The sequence below is a fragment of the Streptomyces sp. NPDC059443 genome, assembly GCF_042750105.1.
In the GTDB taxonomy this organism is placed as follows: Bacteria; Actinomycetota; Actinomycetes; order Streptomycetales; family Streptomycetaceae; genus Streptomyces.
The window spans coordinates 79,493-97,545 of the sequence record NZ_JBHYVM010000032.1 but is presented as its reverse complement, the minus strand read 5'-3'; the positions used below and the strand labels follow the sequence as shown (position 1 = coordinate 97,545).

The window sequence follows — 18,053 nt, the reverse complement described above, 5'->3', positions numbered from 1 at the left end:
GACTCCCTGGGCTACAGCGCCACCCTCCCCGGCGCCTGGGCCGTGTTCGCCCTCTGGCCGCTGATCGCCATCGCCCTCGCCGTGGTCGTCGTACGACGCCGCGACGTGTGAACGCGAGCACGAGCACGAGCACGAACGCCGATCAGAGCCGACTCAGCGAGGCCGCCGCGAAGAGCACGTCGCGGATGGCCTCGCGGTCGCCGTTCTGGCCGACCGCCGCGTCCTCCGGGGAGATGTGGCCCGCCGCGAGCTGGCAGAACTCGAAGCCGTCCAGCGCGATCCGGGCCACGGTGTGGTCCGCCGAGGGTTTGGCCGCCGGGGAGTCCAGGGCGATGTCCCAGCCGCCTCCGCCCGCGCCCTCGATCTCCAGGTGCTGGGTGCGTCCCGGGGCTCCCGCCGCGACCAGTCCGCGCGCGGGCGAGGCCAGCCCCGCGCGCCGGCGTCCGGCGAGGGCCGCCGGGAGGAGCCGGGCCGCCAGGTCGATCATGCGGTGCAGGTGGGGTGCGGACGGCAGCTCGTACGGGTAGTCCACCGCCTCCGCGATGTCCACGGCGTGGACCCAGCACTCGAAGGCCCGCTCCAGGAAGGCGTCCCCGAGGGGGAGCGCGAAGGAGCCGTAGCTGACCGACAGTTCGGCGACCCCGCGCCCCGCGAAGGACACCGTACGGACCAGGGTGTGGCCCTGCTCCCGCCACGGCTCGCGGACCCGCCGGGTGGTCGGGTACGGGGACGAGTCCCAGAAGTGCTCCGTCCGGCCGGTCGGGCTGCCCGGTGGCGCGTCCGGGCCCAGCGGGTCGTCCAGTCCCAGCGCGGCCGCGACCAGCCCGTCCACCGACAGGAGGTGCCCGATGACCCCGGCCACCGTGGTCCGGCGGGTCTGGCGCCGTTCCTCCTCGAACCACTTGAGCCGGACCGGGGTGTGCCACTCCGAGTCCCCGAAGTCCCGTAGCAGCGCGTCGAGCCGCGCCGTCTCGGTGTCGTACGGGTTCGCCCACACCGGCACCGGGATGCGGGCCGGCCGCTTGCCCAGGCAGTCCTCCAGCACGCGCGAGCGCAGCAGCGGCTTGAGGTCGAGGCTGTCCTCCGGGTGCAGCAGGCCCACGGCGTCGCGCAGCCGCAGCGCCTCCTCGGCGCAGGGAGCGCACTCGGTGAGGTGGTCCTCCACGGCCTGGGTTTCCTCCGCGGAACACGCGGCCAGCGCCCAGGCGCCGAGCAGGGACTTCAGTACGGCGTGGGTGGGCGGGGGAGCAGCGGGCGCGGGTGCCGGCACGGGTGCCGGCTCCGGGTACGCGGTGGGTTCCGGGTACTCGGTGTACTCGTTGTGCTCCTCGGCCTCCGGGTGCTCGGTGTAGTCGAGGTCGTGGAGGTGGCGCAGGTCGTCGAGGTGATCGAGGTTGTCCGCCGCCTCGCGCGGGCCCGGTATGCGCGCCGAACCGCCGGCGCCCGGGTCACCCGGGGGCCGCTCGTACTCGTCTTCGGCGTCGTAAGGGCTGCTCATCGGGGCGTTCCATATCCGGAGGCGGAGGGGCCCGGTCCGTGCGGGACGGTGTCGTCCCGGGGAAGGGCGTTGGCCGTCGACAGGAGTTGCAGGCCGAGCCGCAGCCGGCGCCGCGCCTCGTCCTCGCTGATCTGAAGGTCCGCGGCGGCCTGCCGGTAGTCGCGGCGCTTGAAGTAGGCGAGTTCGAGCGCGGCCCGCAGCGGCGCGGGCATGGAGGTGACGATGAAGTCGGCGCGGGCGGCCGCGTTGGCGCTGCGCACCTTCTGTTCCAGTTCCTCGCGGGAGCCGCGGCCCAGCTCGGCCTGGCGCAGGCGCGCCACGGCCTGGCCCTGGGTGATGCGGGCGACCCAGGAACGCATGGAGCCCTGCTTGGGGTCGTAGGCGTCCGGGTTCTCCCAGATGTAGCCGAAGACCTCGCGGGTGATCCGGTCGGCGGCCTTCTCGTCGCCGAGGACCCGGTGGGCGAGGCTGTGCACGAGCGAGGCGAACCGGTCGTAGAGTTCCCCGAGCGCGGCGGCCTCGCCGCGCGCCAGGCGCTGCTGCATGCGGCGGTCCCAGCGCGGTGGAGCGTCCTTCGCCATCGTGCCCCCAGCCGGATTCCCGGATTCGCAGCCGTGTGTCGACGACTCGAATGTAGTGGGCACCCAGCCGTGTGCGCCTGTTTTAGGGGAACCTCGCCCCGGAAGTGGGCGCTCCGTGATAGGGCCGTGGCCCGTTGTGAACCCTGGGGCGTGGGGCGGCTGATGGGCACACACGTACGCGCCCCGTCGCGCTCCTCGTGCGCTGGTTCGATGCGGCCACCTGCTTGCCCGCTTCGCTTAACGCGCAGGCCACATAGGCCTTACGCTCCTGCCTTGTCTTGAAGTGCACCCCACCGCACACCCCACCGCACACGTGAAGGCGGAACGCCGAATATGGACAGCGCAGAATACGAGCGCAAGATCGCCGCCCGATTCGCGACCTTCGACCAGGACGGGAACGGCTATATCGACCGGGAGGACTTCAGTACGGCCGCCAGGGCGGTGCTGGCCGAGTTCGCCGTGGCGGCCCGTTCCGACAAGGGCCAGGAAGTCTTCGCGGGCGCGGAGGCCTTCTGGCAGGGCATGGCCGGGATCGCGGACGTCGACGGAGACCAGCGCGTGTCCCGCGAGGAGTTCATCACGGGTGCGGCGAAGCGGCTGCGGGACAACCCGGAGCGGTTCGCGGAGATCGCCCGGCCGTTCCTGCGGGCGGTGATCGCGGTGGCCCACGGCGACGGCGAGGGCGTCGACGCCACCCCGGCGGCGGCGGCGCGCGTGCTGCGCGTGCTGGGCACCCCGGAGGAACTGGCGGGCCCGGTCTCCCTGGCCCTGGACGCCGACGGCGACGGCCTCATCACGGAGGCCGAGATCCTGGCGGCCTTCGCCGGCTACTGCGGCGTGGCCGCCCCGGACGCCTGATCCCTACGGCGAGGGGGCGTACGAGACTTCGTGCGCCCCGTCCCGGGGCCGGGCTCCACGGCGTCCGCGAGCAAGGCGTGGTACTCCGCAGGCCGGGACTCGAAGTCCACCCAGGCGGACAGCCCGTCCGGGTCGCCCCCGATGCCGCGCAGCAGGTCGGTGGAGGCCTGGGCGAACTGCAGCTCCCTGCCTTCGACTTGCGCCACTCCGGTGATCAGTTGCAGCTCGTCCAGCGCGGCCCGCCTCGCCGGCCGCCGCTGCTTCTGTCGGCGCCCCGCAGCACGGGTGACCTCGGCCAGCAGCGGCTCCAGCCGCGCGACCAGCGAGGCACCCGCCTCCGCCGCGCTCCGGGCCTGCGGCCCCGCCTCCACCAGCACCCACAGGGCGGCGACCAGATCCGTGGTCCGGGGGTCGGCGGCACGGGGGTCGAACCGGAGCACCTCACCGGGCTCCCGGTGCAAAGCAGCCCAGGCCTCCCTCACCGCCGCGACGGCCAGCCGGTGATCGTCGGCCACCAGCGCGGCAGCGCCCCTGAGCCGCGTCGCGCGCCGGACGACCTGCCGGCTCGCAGAGCGTGGCCGTGACGATGTACGGATCTTCCCGGCGGCGGCGACGATCGTCAGGAACACTCCGCCCAACAGCAGGTCGTTGGAGATGTCGATCCAGGTGTCGGTGGGGACGTCGTCCGACCACAGCGCGTACAGCTCGCCCTTGTCCGGGCCGTCCTCGACCACGAATCCGGTGTCATGCCCGATGCCGGAACCCGGTGCGTAGTACGGGGCCTTCAGGCCGGCAGCGCGCCCTGCGTCGCACAGGTACTTCGCCTGGCGGACACCGTGGCCGAAGGGGTCCGTCCACATGACCGTGCACGAACCGTTTGGCTTCTCGTCGACCACGGTCAGGTCGACCGACCGAAGCGCGGGGGAGTCGAGGGCCATATACACACCCAGCGAACAGCCGATCAGGACCAGGCCGAGCAACAGCACCCACCGTAAGAAGAGCACCCGTCTCATCGTTGCCGTCCCCGTCCCCGTACCCCGCCGACGCCGCGGCCGAAGAACTCAGCTTGCGCCGCACGCGCCGGAGTCATCAATGCCGGTACCGGGCAACGGCGCGGCCTTGTTCCGTGCGGATCCCGGCAATGTCGGGCTCGGCGCGACGGCCGGAGGACCTCGCGCAGGCCGTCACGCGAGGGCCGGGCCGCCGCGCAATGCCCGCCGGGCGATGTCGGCCAGCGAGGCGACCTGGGTGGGGGAGAGCGGGGCCGGACGGGATGTCGCTGGGGGCTCGGTGGTGCAGCCGGGGCAGGGGGTGTCCGGGGCGGGCAGCGGGTCGTGGCAGGAGCCGCATTCGGCGGGTGGCGCGGCGGGGGCCGCGGGGTCCCTGCGGACCCGTAGGGCCGGGAGTTTGCGGCCGAGGCGGTTGGCGAGCAGGGCACGGGCGGAGTGGATGACGCGCGGCAGCCCGTCGGTGAGCAGTGAGCGTGCCTCCAGCTCGGACACCCCGTGGGCGAGCCACTGTTCGGCGAGCGGGGCGAGGGCGAGAGTCTCGTTCGCACTGAGGGACAGGCGCGGTTCGTACCTCGCGACCCGGGCCAGAAGCGAGATCCCTTGGCCGGGGCCCTCCGTCAACTCGACGGGTGCGGGGAGGGAGGGTTCTTCTACCGAAGTTCTCGGCCTGGGGGACGCTCCCGTCTCTCCGTCCTTCCACTCACCGGTTCCCGGGTCGAGCACCGGGTCGGTGTCGGGCCCGGGGTCAGGGTCGGGCCGCGGAGGTTCGGGGCGGTCGCCCGTGTGCGGGGAGTCGTAGACGAAGGTCTCCGTACGGACGTGGCCCGTCTGCTGGTCGCGCACGGTCCGGCGTACGTAGTACCCGTACCGGACCAACTCGTCCACGGCCTTGGCGACTCCGCGCCGGCCGACCCCGGGGTGCCTGTCGGCGAGGGTACGGACGTCCTCGCGGGCGCCGTCGGGGAGGGAGAGGAGGTAGCAGAGGATGCCGCGGGCGGTGAAGCTGAGGCGCCGGTCGCGGACGACTTCGTTGCCGAGAACGGTGAAGGCGTGCTTGCGCGGGCTAATGTGGATCCGCACTGAAGAGTCCTAGTCCTATCTTCTTCGGTGTCGGGCCCCGGGGTGTTCGCGCACCGCCGGGGTCACCTGTTTGTTCAGTTCGTGTCGAGCCGGGACGATAGCGCACCCTTTCCGGCATATTCCAGCTGTGGCCAGGGATGTGAACTGTGTGTAGCTCTGCGGTAGTTCGACTGCGGGTGGCTATCCCTTGAGCGCTCCCACGGTTCTTGCGCGATTGCTCAGCTCCCGTACCGCGCGGACGGTCGCATGAGGCTTGAGGCGGAGTGTCATCACCTCGAAGTGCTCGTCCCCCCTGGCCGAGGACAGGCCCTCGTACTCGTCGAGGAACCGGCCCCAGGACTCGCAGGCGGCCTCCACATGTCCGATCGTCAGCTGCCGCTGGGCCAACAGGCCGTACGCGTGGAGGCGCCCCTGCCTCTCGTTCGCCGGTTGCACCCGGATCGACTCCTTGAGGGTTCGGACGGAGCCCGGTACGTCCTTGGTCTCGTTGAGGACGTGTGCGACGTGGAAGAGGTAGGCGGTCCGGTCGTATCCTCCGACCGATTCGTTCCGGTCGTCTGCCTGTCCGAGCGCGTCCTCGGCCTCCTGGAGTCGGGCGAAGGCCTGTCGCTTGTCTCCGACCATGGCGGCTCCGTGGGCCTGTTGGCCTCGTAGGAACGCCACTAGTCGCGGTCCGGCCACGGGGGCGGCCTCGGCGGCCGAGTCGGCCAGCTCCAGCGCCCGTCGGCCGTAGCCGAGGTTGGAAGCCTGGAGGCTCATCCCTCGGAGCGTCCGGCAGTAGGTCACGTGGTCCTCGGCTTCACCGGCCAGCTTGAGGGCACTCAGGTAGTAGTCCTGGCCGAGGCGGTGCTGGCGCTCGTACATCGCCATCCACCCGGTGAGGTAGACGAGGTCGGAGGCTGCGGCCAGCATGCTGCGCCGCACCGGGGCCGAGGCCTCCGCTTTCAGCCAAGGACCCACCGTGTTGACGAGGAACGCCGCGGCCATCGGGCGGGCATGGCCCGCACCGAGCTCATCGAGGATGTCGGCGATCCGGTCCGTCATCGACCGCATGGCATCGACCTGCCCCTGGCCGACTCGGGTCGTAGCCTTCCCTGGCCCTATCGGGTCGGGGCTGTCGGCCCGCGCGAGGTCGGGGAAGAGGGGGATGGCGAGAGCAGCGGAGAATACGCCGGCCGCGATGACGCGGCGGCGGGATGGATCCATGTCGGCCCTCCCGAGCTCTACGAGGTCGCGGACAGTGTCCGCCTCTTCCCTGCCCGACGGGGCCGTGAGACCGGCCTCGGTGTACGTGACGGGCCGGCCGAGTTTCCGTTCGAAGGCTTCGATGATCAGACCCCTGACCTGTGCGCGGGGCTGATGGCCGGCGATCCATTGGGAGACGGCGGGCTGTCCGTACTTGAGCCCGAGACCTGCCTCCGCGCCGAGCCGGTTGATGATCGAGGCGAACTGCTGTCGCGACCATCTGGCCTGTTCGAGCAGTACGGGAAGGCCGGTGTTGGGTGTGCGTGAGTGTTGCGCCATGTGCAGCTCCCGACCGATGCATGGCTTGCATACTTCTCCGACCGTTCAACGGTACTCGCGGACGGTGGTGGTGGGGTTACCTCTTCGTATCCAGTGCTGATGGAGCGGGAGTTGCCGGGGTCGAGGAGGCCGCGGAGACGGACATCGTTGAGGTTCTCACCACCGAGCCCGGACCCTTGGAGCTCGCCGAGCTGACCTTGCGCCTGGTCACGCACTGCAAGTGTCTTGCCGTGGGCCTGGGCGAAGTCGCGCTCGTGGAGCGCTCCCCGCGTGCGCTCGGCGCATTGCGGGATTGGGGTGACGTGGCCTCTGCGGAACCAGAGCTGGACACCCGTTACGACGCCACCAGCAACCTTGGGTATGCCCGCATGTTGGCCCTGATCGCCCGCAACATGTTGACCGCGCTGCGGGATCACCGGGCCGCTGGCACCCTCACTCAACGATGGGAGACCACCATGGACGGCAAGCACGCCGGACCTCCGCAAGACAAGCCGTGGACGCCTCCGTCTCAGCCCTCCAGTCCGGACGGGAGCCGGCCGTCCCAGCCGTCCTCCCCTCCTTCTTCGCCGCCGCCGGGGAAGAAGTGAACCGGGCGATCTGCCGCGAGGCGCTGGTGACCGCAGGACTGCTGCGTGAGCCCTGGCTGAGGCAGGCCTTCGACACAGTCGACAGGGAAGCGTTCGTCCCGGCGGCCGTATGGCTCGACGTCCTGGACGAGGAGGGCCGCTGGACCTTCGTGGACCGCGACGAGGATCCCGAGGCCTGGCGCCGCGCGGTGTGGAACCCGTACCGCTCGGTGATCACGCAGCTGAACGACGGCGCCGTCGCTCGCGGGCCGAGCGCGGGCGACTTCACCTCGTCCGTGTCCGCCCCCGACATCGTCATGCGAAAGCTCCAGCACCTGGACTTGAGGGTGAACGCCCGTGTGCTGGAGATCGGCTACGGCTCCGGCTATCACATGGCTCTGCTGTGCGAGCGTGTCGGAGAGGAGCGGGTGGTGGCTGTGGAGGTCGACGAGGAGGTGGCCCGCACGGGCGCCTCCCAGCTGGCGGCCGCGGGCTACGAGCCGGAGCTGATCGTCGGGGACGGCCTGTGCGGCGCACCGGGCGGGGGCCCATTCGACCGGGTCATCAACACGGCAGCACTGCGGCGCGTGCCGTACGCCTGGATTGAGCAGTCCCGGCGGAGTGGAGTGATCCTGACCCCGTTCGGGACGGCGTACAGCAATGCCGGGCTCCTGAAGCTCCGGGTGGACGGCACGGGGACGAGGGCGCAGGGCCGATTCGTCGGCGAGTCCTCGTACATGTGGATCCGGTCCCAGCGGCCGACCGTGGACCTCCGGGTCCCGGAGGCGTCGACCAGCCGGAGCTCGCCGGTCGATCCGGCGCAGGTCTTGGGGCTCGGCCATCTCCAGGACTTCGCCATCGGTCTCCAGGTCCCGGACGTCTCGTACTCCCACCAGGGAGAGGGCTCGGACCGGCGGGTGCAGTTCGTCGACGAGGCCGGCACCTCGGCCACCATCGTCCGCTACGGAGACTGGTGGGCCCAGGACGCGGTGCGTTGCTGGGGACCGCGTGACGTGTGGGCGGAGGTGACGGCGGCGTACACGAGGTACGAGCTTCAGGGGCGCCCGCACCTCACCCGTTTCGGCGTCACGGTCGGCCAGGAAGGCCAGTTCGCGTGGCTGGACGAGCCCGGCCGGCTTGTGGGTTCCTGATCCGTGGTCCCACCCACCCGGCCGGGCGGTTCGGTCGGCCCCGCCTACGTGGGATCCGGGGGTGTCGGCTCGGGTCGGGTGTGGAGGATTTCTCGGGCCTGGTCGGCGGCGCGGGTGATGCTTTCGGAGACGAAGTCGACGAAGCGGGCGATGTTCTCCAGGCGGACGGCGGCCGGGGTTTCGGGGCCGAGGACGCCCACGCCCTGGCGGGCGACCTCGGCGAGCTGGGCGGTGCCCCGGGCGCTGGCGATCATCGACTGGTACCAGACGTCGTTGTCCACGACGTAGCGCTCGCGGCGGCGTTCGTCGCGTTCCCGGCGGACCAGGTCCTGGCTTTCGAGGAACGTGATCGCCTTGGAGACGGACGCCGGGCTGACCTGGAGGCGCTGGACGAGTTCGGACGCGGTGAGGCTGCCGGAGTCGCTGGTGTAGAGGCAGGTCAGGACCCGGGCCATCATCTTGGGCGTCCCCGTCTGTATGAGGACGGTGGTGAACAGCTCCTCGTACGCGCGCACCGCCTCGGCGTCGCGCCCGTGGGGCTGCGCGGGCGTTCCGGGGTCCCGGGGCGCGGCCGGAACGCGGCGCCGGGCGCGGCGTTCGGTGGCGCGGTGGGCCAGGTCGGCGCGGTAGGCGGTGGGGCCGCCGTTGCGCATCACCTCGCGCGTGACGGTCGAAGTGGGGCGGTCCAGGCGCCTGCCGATCTCCGCGTAGGCGAGGCCGTCGGCCAGCCCCAGCGCGATCTGCTGGCGTTCGGGCTGGGTGAGCCTGCCTCCCGGCATCGCGATCTCCTTCGTGGTGTTTCCCTGATGGCTCCAGCATAGCGTTCAGCATCAGGTCAATGCAACGAACGGGGTGACGGTCGTTGCGTTAGGTCTCAGGGTCGTTGCAATGAAATCCATCGGTTGAGCTGGGATTATTGCCATTCTGCGCAACGAGTCTCTTGCTCGATCATCGAACGCAACGTAGCTTTTCCGTTGTCGGAAACACCCGGCAAGAAGACAACGAAGAAGACGAGAAGCTCAGGAGAGCGTCATGCAGAAGTTCGCCACCACCGCCCCGATCGCCGCCGTCCTCGACATCCCCGCGGGCAGCATTCGCTTCATCGCCGCCGACCGGAACGACGCCACCGTCGAGGTCCTGCCCGCCGACGCTTCGAAGAGCCGCGACGTGAAGGCCGCCGAGCGGATCACGGTCGAGTACCGCGACGGCGTCCTTCACGTCGCGGCCGAGCCCGCGGAGAACCGGGTGCTCGGCAGCTCCGGGGCCGTCGAGGTCACCGTCCAGCTGCCCGCCGGGTCCGGGGTCGAGGCGAAGACGGCCAGCGCCGAGATCCGGGGCGTCGGACGGCTCGGCGACGTCGCCATCGAGGGGGCGCAGGGTTCCGTCAAGCTCGACGAGGCCGCGAGCGCGCGTCTGACCCTCCAGGCGGGCGACATCACCGTCGGCCGGCTCGGCGGCCCCGCCCGGATCAGCGTCGCCAAGGGGGACCTGACCGTCACCGAAGCCCTCGGCGGCACCCTCGAACTGACCACCCAGGCCGGTGACATCACCGTCGGCGCCGCCCGCGGGGTGAGCGCGACCCTCGACGCCTCCACCTCCTACGGCCGCATCCGCAACGCGCTCCAGAACGGCGAAGGCGCCGCCGCCGGGCTCGACATCCGCGCCACCACCTCCTACGGGGACATCTCCGCCCGGAGCCTCTGAGGGCGGCGGAGCTACGCGTACCGCTCGCGCAGCTTGTACTTGAGGACCTTGCGCAGGGCGTCGTTGCGGGGCAGGGCCTCCACCAGCTCCAGTTGTTCCGGGAGCTTGTGGGTGGCCAGGCCCTGCGCGCGGAGGTGGGCCGTCAGTTCGGGCAGGGTCAGCGGGGCGGCGCCCGCGGGCTGTTCGACCACCGCGCAGACGCGTTCGCCGCGCTCGGGGTCCGGGAGGCCGATGACCGCGACGTCGGCTATCGCGGGGAGCTCGTGGAGCAGGTCCTCGATCTCCTTGGCCGAGATGTTCTCGCCCTTGCGGATGATGACGTCCTTGCTGCGGCCGGTCAGGACCAGGTAGCCGTCCGGGGTGAGGTGGCCCAGGTCGCCGGTGATCAGGTAGCCGTCGGCGTCGAAGGTGCCGGTGTTCTGCGCGCGGTCGAGATAGCCCTGGCAGACCGCCTCGCCGCGCAGCCGGACCTCCCCGTCCGTGCCTGCGGGCAGGGGTGAGCCCGCCGCCGTGGTGATGCGGATGGACATGCCCGCCGGGGGGCGGCCCTCGGTGGTCGCCAGGTTCTCCGCCGTGTCGTCCGGGGCGCCCATGGTGATCATCGGGACTTCGGTCATGCCGTAGCCGTGGGTGAGCTGGCAGCCCAGTTCGCGGACGACCGCGTGGTAGATCTCCGGGGGTTTGGGGGCGCCGCCGCCCGCCAGGAGGCGCAGGGAGGGGATGAGGGGCGTGTCCGGGGCCTTGCGCTGTTCCGTGAGGAACATGGAGTAGAAGGCGGTGGAGCCGCCGGCCACCGTGACCCCGTGGCGGCGGTAGCCGTCCAGGGCGTCGGGCATCGCGAACTTCTCGAACAGGACCGCCGGGAACCCGTAGAGCAGCAGCATCACCGTGTAGTCGGGGCCGGCGATGTGGGCGAAGGGGAAGGCCATCGAGCCCACGTCGGCCGGGGTCAGGTGCAGGGCGTGGGCCAGGCAGGAGCCGCCCGCGATGAGGGAGCGGTCCGTGTGCAGGACGCCCTTGGGGTCCGAGGTGGTGCCCGAGGTCCAGTAGATCCAGCGGACGGACGTGCCCTCGGACGGGGGCGCGGGCAGGACGGCCGGGTCCCCGGCCGGGAGGGACTCGTAGGCCTCGAAGATGCCGCGGGCGCCCAGGCGCTCCGCCATCGCCGTGTGGTCGAAGCCGCGCCAGGTGCCGGGCGAGGCGAAGAACTCCGCCTTCGACTCGCGCAGCGCGAAGCCGACCTCGCGGTCCCGGTAGAAGGGGATGACCGGGGTCTGGACGGCGCCGATGCGGGCCAGGGCGACCGAGAGCAGGACGGTCTCGATGCGGGTGGGGAGCTGCCAGGCGACGACCGTGCCGGGGCGCACCCCCATGCCGTACAGGCCTGCCGCGACCTCCTCGGAGCGGGTCCGCAGCTCCCCGAAGGTCAGCCGGCGGTCGTGGGCGGGGTCCTCGGCGGCCTCGATGAGCACGGGGGCGTCGGGGGTCATGGCCGCCCGGCGGTCGATCAGGTCCCAGAGGGTGGGGGAGCGGCTCAGGCCGATCGCGGTGGCCGTCGCGGCCGTCGCGGTGTCCGTTGCGTCCGTCGTGTCCGGCATTCCAGACCCCTCCCCTTAGCTGACGGTCAGTCAGATCCAGCGCAGAGCGTAGAGCGCGGACGCTTGTCGGTCCAGGGGTGGCGGAGCTAGCTTGGTTCCAGATTTCTGACGCACCATCAGATTTGCACGGTCAGATTCGGCACCATCGGAATCATTCGGCTTGCGGCGAGGGGACATCATGGAACTGCCTCGGATCATCAGCGTCGACGACCACGTCATCGAACCGGCCCACCTGTTCGATGTATGGCTGCCGGCCAAGTACCGCGACCGCGGCCCCAAGGCGCTCACCGCCGGAATCGGCGAACTCGCCTACACCGCCGGCAAGTACCAGATCACCATGGACCCCGACGGCCCGCCCACCGACTGGTGGATCTACGAGGACCTGAAGTTCCCGTACAAGCGCAACATCGCCGCCGTCGGCTTCGACCGCGACGACATGACGCTCGAAGGCATCACCCGCGAGGAGATGCGCCGCGGCTGCTGGGACCCCAAGGCGCGCCTCGCCGACATGGACCTGAACCACGTCGAGGCCTCGCTCTGCTTCCCGACCTTCCCGCGCTTCTGCGGGCAGACCTTCGCCGAGGCCCACGACAAGGAGGTCGCCCTCGCCTGCGTGCGCGCGTACAACGACTGGATGGTCGAGGAGTGGTGCGGCGACAGCGGCGGCCGGCTGATCCCGCTGTGCATCATCCCGCTCTGGGACATCGATCTCGCCGTCGCCGAGATCCGGCGCAACGCCGCGCGCGGGGTGCGGGCCGTGACCTTCTCCGAGATCCCGACCCACCTGGGACTGCCGTCCATCCACTCCGGCTACTGGGACCCCTTCTTCGCCGTCTGCCAGGAGACCGGCACCGTCGTCAACATGCACATCGGGTCCAGCTCCCAGATGCCCGCCGCGTCCCCCGACGCGCCGCCCGCCGTCCAGGCCTCGCTCAGCTTCAACAACGCCATGGCCTCGATGATGGACTTCCTCTTCAGCGGGGTCCTGGTGAAGTTCCCGACGCTCAAACTCGCCTACAGCGAGGGCCAGATGGGCTGGATCCCGTACGCCCTGGAGCGCGCCGACGACGTGTGGCAGGAGCACCGCGCCTGGGGCGGGGTCAAGGACCTGATCCCCGAGCCGCCGTCCACGTACTACTACCGGCAGATCTTCTGCTGCTTCTTCCGCGACAAGCACGGCATCGCCTCGCTGGACGTCGTCGGACGCGACAACGCGACCTTCGAGACCGACTACCCGCACGTGGACTCGACCTTCCCGCACACCAAGGAGGTCGCCCTCGACCACGTCAAGGGGCTGGACGAGGAGACCGTCTACAAGCTGATGCGCGGCAACGCCATCCGGATGCTGGACCTCGACTTCGACCGCGACCGGCGACGGGCGGGGCGGTAGCGCCGGTGGACCTCACCTACACCGAGGAGGAGCAGGAGTTCCGGGCCCGGCTGCGCACCTGGCTGGGCAAGGTGCTCCCCGAGCTCCCCGCCAAGCCGTCCCCCGACGACTGGCCCGGCCGGCGCGCCTACGACGCGGGCTGGCAGCGCCGCCTGTACGACGCCGGGTACGCCGGGCTGCACTGGCCCGTGGACGCGGGCGGGCGCGGGGCCACCCCGACGCAGCACCTGATCTTCCTGGAGGAGACCGAGCGCGCCGGAGCCCCGTACGTCGGCGCGAACTTCGTCGGGCTGCTGCACGCCGGCCCGACCATCGCCGCCGAGGGCACCGCGGAGCAGCGGGCGCGCTGGCTGCCGCCCGTCCTGAGCGGGGACGAGGTGTGGTGCCAGGGCTTCAGCGAGCCCGACGCCGGCTCCGACCTGGCCTCGCTGCGCACCCGCGCCGTCCGCGACGGCGACGAGTACGTGATCACCGGCTCCAAGATCTGGACCTCGCACGCGGAGGTGGCCGACTGGTGCGAGCTGCTGGTGCGCACCGATACGGATGCCCCGAAGCACCGCGGGATCTCCTGGCTGGCCATGCCCATGGACGCGCCGGGGGTGAGCGTCCGGCCGCTGCGGACCCTCGCCGGGTCCACGGAGTTCGCGGAGATGTTCCTCGACGAGGTACGGGTCCCGGTCGCCAACCGGGTCGGCGCCGAGAACGACGGCTGGCGCGTCACGATGGTGACCCTGTCCTTCGAGCGCGGCACCGCCTTCGTGGGCGAGGTCGTCGCCTGCCGGCGCACCCTGGGCGAGCTGGCCCGTGCGGCGAAGACGAACGGACGCTGGGACGACCCGGTGCTGCGCAGGCGTCTGGGCCGGCTCTACGGGGAGTTCGGCGCTCTGTGGCGGCTCACCCAGTGGAACGTCAGCGAGTCCGAGCGCTCCGGCGGGGTCCCCGGCATCGGCGGCAGCGTCTTCAAGCTGGCCTACTCGCACGCGCGCCAGGAGCTGTACGACGTCGCCGCCGAGGTGCTGGGCGCGTACTCCCTCTCCCTGGACGAGGAGTGGACCCTGGACCGCCTCTCCTCCCTGTCCTACACGATCGCGGCGGGCACCTCGCAGATCCAGCAGAACATCGTCGCCGAGCGGATCCTCGGCCTTCCGAAGGGCAGGTGAGCGTTCCGTGGACTTCCAGCCGACGCAGGACCAGCGGGACCTGCGGGCAGGCGTACGGGACCTCCTGGCGGGGCGGTACGGGCGCGAGGCGCTGCGGGCTTCGGTCGACGCGGTGGCCGTCTCCGGCCGGTCCGTGGACCGATCGCTGTGGCGGGAGCTCGGCGCGGCCGGGTTCTTCGCGCTGCGGCTCCCGGAGAGCGAGGGCGGGGTCGGGCTCGGCCTGCCGGAGGCCGTCCTCGTCTTCGAGGAGGCCGGGCGGGCGCTGCTGCCGGGCCCGCTGGTCGCCACCCACCTGGCCGCCGGGATCGTGCCGGGGGCCGCGGAGGGGGAGGTGGTGGTGACGGCCTTCGACCTGGACGGGCCGCTGGTGCCGTACCTCTCGGAGTCGGACGCGGTGCTCGGCGCCGCCGTGCTCCCGGCCGGCGAACCGGTGCGCTCCGCGGACCCGCTGACACCGCTGGCGCGGGTCCCGGCGCCGGGCGACTGCGGCGCGTACCGCGAGGAAGGGGCGCTGCTGACGGCGGCCCTCCAGCTCGGCAGCGCCCTGCGCACGGTGGAGCTGGCGGTGCGGTACGCGAAGGAGCGCGAGCAGTTCGGGCAGCCGATCGGGGCGTTCCAGGCGGTCAAGCACCTGTGCGCGCAGATGCTGGTGCGCGCCGAGGTGGCCCGTACGGCGGTCTACGCGGCCGCGGTGACGCGGGACCCGGCGGAGGTGGCGGCGGCCAAGCTGCTGGCCGACGAGGCGGCCGTCCGCAATGCCCGGGACTGCCTCCAGGTGCACGGCGGGATGGGTTTCACCTGGGAGGCGGACGTACACCTGCACCTGAAGCGGGCATGGGTGCGGGCGGAGCAGTGGCGCACGGCGGCGCAGGCGGAAGAGGTGCTGGCGGCGGAGCTGCTGGTGGCCGCGGAGCAGGCGTAGTAGCTCGCTCGCTGTGACCGGTGGGCACGGGAGGGACGGCGCGGGACGCATGTCCGATTACAGAGAGTTGATATCGGTTTGTGTCCTTCGCCCGACCGATTGCGGCCCGGAGTCGGGGAGCGGCTCCGGTACGCTCCCGGGAATGCGAGCGGTTGAGCGGCGCGAGCGCCGCACAGTATGCACCACGCCCACTCCTTCGCGCTGGAATATGCCCGAAGCGCTTGTTCTGGTGACTGTATGTCAACCATGCTGCTCCGCACGGGGGTCACACTCGGTGATCCCGTCCCGTCGCGAGGCGAAGTGTCCGCCGGTTCGGATGGTGTGAGCGGTGCAGGTGCTTCAGGTGCAGCTGGAGGTAGGAGCGGACCCCGCCGAGGTCGGCCGGGCCCGCCGATGGGCCCGCTCGCGGCTGGCGGGCTCGGGCATAGGGGATGACGAGCCGCTCGCCGAGACGCTGATCCTGCTGATCTCCGAGCTGGTCACCAACGCCGTCGTGCACACCGGCTGTCCGGCCGTGCTGCGCATGCTGTTCGGGGAGCCGGGCGTACGGGTCGAGGTCGCCGACGCGAGCGACCGGGCGCCGGCCCGGCGGCAGGCCGCCGGGGACGATACGGGCGGCCGCGGCCTGGAGCTGGTGGACGGGCTGGCGGACCGCTGGGGCTGGCAGCCGGAGGGCGCCGGGAAACGGATCTGGTGCGAGGTCGACCGCGCGGAGAAGCCCGCGGACGGCTGCGCGACGGAGTCGCCTTGCAGGTCGTCCGAAGAATGTGGCCCGACGCGGGAACCGCGCGTGTACCTCTAACGAGGTGTTGACGGTTCGTCATATCTTGATCACCCTGGTGTGGAGCGATTCGACGCGAGGGGACGCCAAGGGCAGGCCTTGACGAGTGCGGGTCGCGGGGTGGCGGCTGCCGTGCCGCGCTCGGGGCGTGCATGCGCGTCGCCGCCACCCGCAGACCACTCCCGCCCCGGGGCCCGTGTCACGTCCGGGCCCGGGCCGGAGGGATCCCGCGCACCCGATCCGGCGGTGAAGTGCGCACTAACACGGAGCCGCCGTAGGCGCATCCGTTCGTGGGGGTTGCGTAGGCCAATGTGTTGACGAACGCCTCCAAGGGCTCAAGGTGCCGGGGCCGTCGTCCGTAGCTGCCAACGGACGTTCGTAATCCCGGAGGAGCGCTGCAATGAGTCGTGAGCACAGGGCCAAGTCGCCGTTCGGCCCCGTCCCCCGCAATCGGGCCTGGATCACGGGGGGTGCGCTGGTCTCGCTGTCCCTGGTACTCGTGGGCATGGCCAGCCCCGTCGTCGCGGCGGCCCAAACGGCCGCCCCGGCCGTGAGGGCGGCCGCACCCCGGGCCGGCGGCGGCGAGTGCGAGCCGCACGACGGCCCGCCGTCGCACGGCCGCCCGCAGGGCGAGAAGCCGCTGGTCCACACGCTGCTGGACGAGTACCTGGGCGGTGGCGACGACGACGACCACGGCGGACCCGGCGGCAAGCACGACGACGACCACGGCAAGTGCCCGCCCAACGGAGGCACGGGTCCCACCGGCCCGACCGGCCCCACGGGTCCGACCGGACCGAAGGGTGACACGGGAGCCACGGGCGCCAGTGGTCCCGCTGGTGCCACGGGTGCCACGGGCGCGACCGGTGCGACGGGTCCGACCGGCCCCGGTGGCGGCGCGACGGGTCCGACCGGTCCGCAGGGCCCGGCCGGTGCGACCGGCCCGCAGGGTCCGGGTGGTCCGGCCGGTGCGACGGGTCCGTCGGGTCCGCAGGGTCCGGGTGGTCCGGCTGGTGCGACGGGTCCGCAGGGTCCCGGTGGTCCGGCCGGTGCCACGGGTCCGCAGGGTCCGGGCGGTGCGACGGGTGCGACCGGTGCTACGGGTCCGCAAGGTCCGGGCGGTGCGACCGGCGCGACCGGCGCGACGGGTCCGGGCGGTGCGACGGGTGCGACGGGTGCGACCGGCGCGACGGGTGCCACAGGAGCCAGCGGGTGCGGCAACGGCGTCGGCTCGATCCTCTCCAACAGCACCGAGGAATTCTCCGTCTTCCTGATCAACGGGGTCACCTACGCAGGCCACCGCGACGACCCGCAGACGGGGCCCTACAAGCGCGAGAACATCAGCACGTCCCCGCAGAACCCCGGTTACCCCAACCCCAGCACCGTCTGTTCCGCCACCGTTTCGTCCCTGGGCCAGGTGACCAACTTCAAGGTGCTGACCACGACCGGGGACGTGTACGAGCTTCAGTGCGCCTCCAACGGGGTGACCCTGGACTGCGGAACCCCCACCTCCCCGAAGTCCTGGCAACTGGTCACCATCCAGGACGTACCCAGCGGGCCGCTCGTGGCCAGGAACTCGAAGCCCCAGCAGCCGAGCCGCTCGCACGCACCGGAGAAGGGCCTCTCGAAGAGCAACAAGCACCGCCCGCAGCACTCGAAGGGGTGACCCCGGCGGTAGTGACGCCCTGACCCGTCAGTGAACCAAGCGGCCCGGAGCGCCGCCGGACCTCAGTCCGGCCGGTGCTCCGGGCCGCCGTGGTTCCGGCAGGGCCGCGTGGGGGTGAGGGAGAGGTAGTCGACGGGGCGTACGCGCCACTCCGCGCGGAGCCCGTCTCGCAGGACGATGCTGAACCCGGCGACCTCGCCCCGGTGGAGGGCCGCGAGGGCCGGAACGCGGCCGCCGCCGTCGGCCCAGGCGAGGGCCCGTTCGATCTCGGTGGGGGAGAGGGCGAAGAGGTACGTGGTCCGGATCTGGATCCGGATCAGGCGGACCGCCTCCTCTGGGGTGTCCAGCATGACGCGGTCGAGGAGCTCCGGGGGCTGGTCGTAGGCATCCGGGTAGCAGAGGGCTTCCAGCCAGTACCCGGCGAGTATCGCCACGGTGTGGTCGCGCGCAGGTCGGGTGCTGGGAGGTGATGACGGCTGTTGGCTCTTGAGCACGGGCTTCGCTCCTGCCGATGCGGAGAGTTGCCCCCTCCGGGCTGTGACGAGCAGCGGAGAGGGGGCAACGGGA

Annotated in this window: 16 protein-coding genes; 8 read left to right on the top strand and 8 right to left on the bottom strand. The window is 71.6% G+C overall.

Annotated features, from left to right (window positions below; translation table 11 throughout):
• Positions 1-142: 142 nt before the first annotated feature.
• Both ACFXDJ_RS27415 and ACFXDJ_RS27410 read right to left on the bottom strand, forming a co-directional pair.
• The gene (locus tag ACFXDJ_RS27415; RefSeq protein ID WP_384850650.1) at positions 143-1,498 is read right to left on the bottom strand and encodes a maleylpyruvate isomerase N-terminal domain-containing protein; all 1,356 of its coding nucleotides are present in this window, start codon (positions 1,496-1,498) and stop codon (positions 143-145) included.
• Positions 1,495-2,079, bottom strand: coding sequence for a sigma-70 family RNA polymerase sigma factor (locus ACFXDJ_RS27410; RefSeq protein WP_384656993.1), 585 nt, complete (start codon positions 2,077-2,079; stop codon positions 1,495-1,497). The genes ACFXDJ_RS27415 and ACFXDJ_RS27410 overlap by 4 nt, the downstream gene beginning before the upstream one ends.
• 333 nt (positions 2,080-2,412) lie before the next feature.
• Here ACFXDJ_RS27410 and ACFXDJ_RS27405 point away from each other — a divergent pair, with 333 nt between their 5' ends.
• Positions 2,413-2,937, top strand: coding sequence for an EF-hand domain-containing protein (locus tag ACFXDJ_RS27405; protein ID WP_384850647.1), 525 nt, complete (start codon positions 2,413-2,415; stop codon positions 2,935-2,937).
• Here ACFXDJ_RS27405 and ACFXDJ_RS27400 read toward each other — a convergent pair.
• From ACFXDJ_RS27400 to ACFXDJ_RS27390, 3 genes are all read right to left on the bottom strand, one after another.
• Entirely contained in the window at positions 2,907-3,941 is a 1,035-nt protein-coding gene (locus ACFXDJ_RS27400) for a hypothetical protein (RefSeq protein ID WP_384656999.1), read from the bottom strand. The two genes, ACFXDJ_RS27405 and ACFXDJ_RS27400, sit on opposite strands and share 31 nt — an antisense overlap.
• Before the next feature lie 180 nt (positions 3,942-4,121).
• Positions 4,122-5,027, bottom strand: coding sequence for a helix-turn-helix domain-containing protein (locus ACFXDJ_RS27395; RefSeq protein ID WP_384657002.1), 906 nt, complete (start codon positions 5,025-5,027; stop codon positions 4,122-4,124).
• Positions 5,028-5,207: 180 nt separating this feature from the next.
• On the bottom strand, positions 5,208-6,551 hold the full coding sequence (locus ACFXDJ_RS27390) for a hypothetical protein (protein WP_384850644.1): 1,344 nt from the start codon (positions 6,549-6,551) through the stop codon (positions 5,208-5,210).
• Between the two features lie 493 nt (positions 6,552-7,044).
• Between ACFXDJ_RS27390 and ACFXDJ_RS27385 the strand changes: the two genes are divergently transcribed.
• The gene (locus ACFXDJ_RS27385; RefSeq protein WP_384850641.1) at positions 7,045-8,268 is read left to right on the top strand and encodes a protein-L-isoaspartate O-methyltransferase; all 1,224 of its coding nucleotides are present in this window, start codon (positions 7,045-7,047) and stop codon (positions 8,266-8,268) included.
• Positions 8,269-8,312: 44 nt separating this feature from the next.
• Here the strand turns inward: ACFXDJ_RS27385 and ACFXDJ_RS27380 are convergent, their stop codons facing one another.
• On the bottom strand, positions 8,313-9,047 hold the full coding sequence (locus tag ACFXDJ_RS27380; protein ID WP_384657012.1) for a helix-turn-helix domain-containing protein: 735 nt from the start codon (positions 9,045-9,047) through the stop codon (positions 8,313-8,315).
• Between the two features lie 253 nt (positions 9,048-9,300).
• Here ACFXDJ_RS27380 and ACFXDJ_RS27375 point away from each other — a divergent pair, with 253 nt between their 5' ends.
• The gene (locus tag ACFXDJ_RS27375) at positions 9,301-9,972 is read left to right on the top strand and encodes a DUF4097 family beta strand repeat-containing protein (protein WP_384850638.1); all 672 of its coding nucleotides are present in this window, start codon (positions 9,301-9,303) and stop codon (positions 9,970-9,972) included.
• 11 nt (positions 9,973-9,983) lie between these two features.
• Here ACFXDJ_RS27375 and ACFXDJ_RS27370 read toward each other — a convergent pair whose 3' ends face one another.
• Positions 9,984-11,570 carry an AMP-binding protein gene (locus ACFXDJ_RS27370; protein ID WP_384850635.1) on the bottom strand — a complete coding sequence of 529 codons (1,587 nt, stop codon included), beginning with the start codon at positions 11,568-11,570 and terminating at the stop codon, positions 9,984-9,986.
• 178 nt (positions 11,571-11,748) lie between these two features.
• Between ACFXDJ_RS27370 and ACFXDJ_RS27365 the strand changes: the two genes are divergently transcribed.
• The 5 genes from ACFXDJ_RS27365 (at position 11,749) to ACFXDJ_RS27345 (ending at position 17,486) form a co-directional block, all read left to right on the top strand.
• Entirely contained in the window at positions 11,749-12,960 is a 1,212-nt protein-coding gene (locus tag ACFXDJ_RS27365) for an amidohydrolase family protein (protein ID WP_384657020.1), read from the top strand.
• A 5-nt stretch (positions 12,961-12,965) separates the two neighbouring features.
• Positions 12,966-14,120: an acyl-CoA dehydrogenase gene (locus ACFXDJ_RS27360; RefSeq protein ID WP_384850632.1), complete on the top strand. Its 1,155-nt coding sequence runs from the start codon at positions 12,966-12,968 to the stop codon at positions 14,118-14,120.
• A gap of 7 nt (positions 14,121-14,127) precedes the next feature.
• On the top strand, positions 14,128-15,042 hold the full coding sequence (locus ACFXDJ_RS27355; RefSeq protein ID WP_384850629.1) for an acyl-CoA dehydrogenase family protein: 915 nt from the start codon (positions 14,128-14,130) through the stop codon (positions 15,040-15,042).
• Positions 15,043-15,370: 328 nt separating this feature from the next.
• Positions 15,371-15,844, top strand: a complete 474-nt coding sequence (locus tag ACFXDJ_RS27350) for an ATP-binding protein (RefSeq protein WP_384657028.1) — start codon at positions 15,371-15,373, stop codon at positions 15,842-15,844.
• A 379-nt stretch (positions 15,845-16,223) separates the two neighbouring features.
• Positions 16,224-17,486 carry a hypothetical protein gene (locus tag ACFXDJ_RS27345; RefSeq protein WP_384850626.1) on the top strand — a complete coding sequence of 421 codons (1,263 nt, stop codon included), beginning with the start codon at positions 16,224-16,226 and terminating at the stop codon, positions 17,484-17,486.
• A gap of 62 nt (positions 17,487-17,548) precedes the next feature.
• Here the strand turns inward: ACFXDJ_RS27345 and ACFXDJ_RS27340 are convergent, their stop codons facing one another.
• Entirely contained in the window at positions 17,549-17,980 is a 432-nt protein-coding gene (locus tag ACFXDJ_RS27340; RefSeq protein ID WP_384850623.1) for a hypothetical protein, read from the bottom strand.
• Positions 17,981-18,053 lie beyond the last annotated feature (73 nt).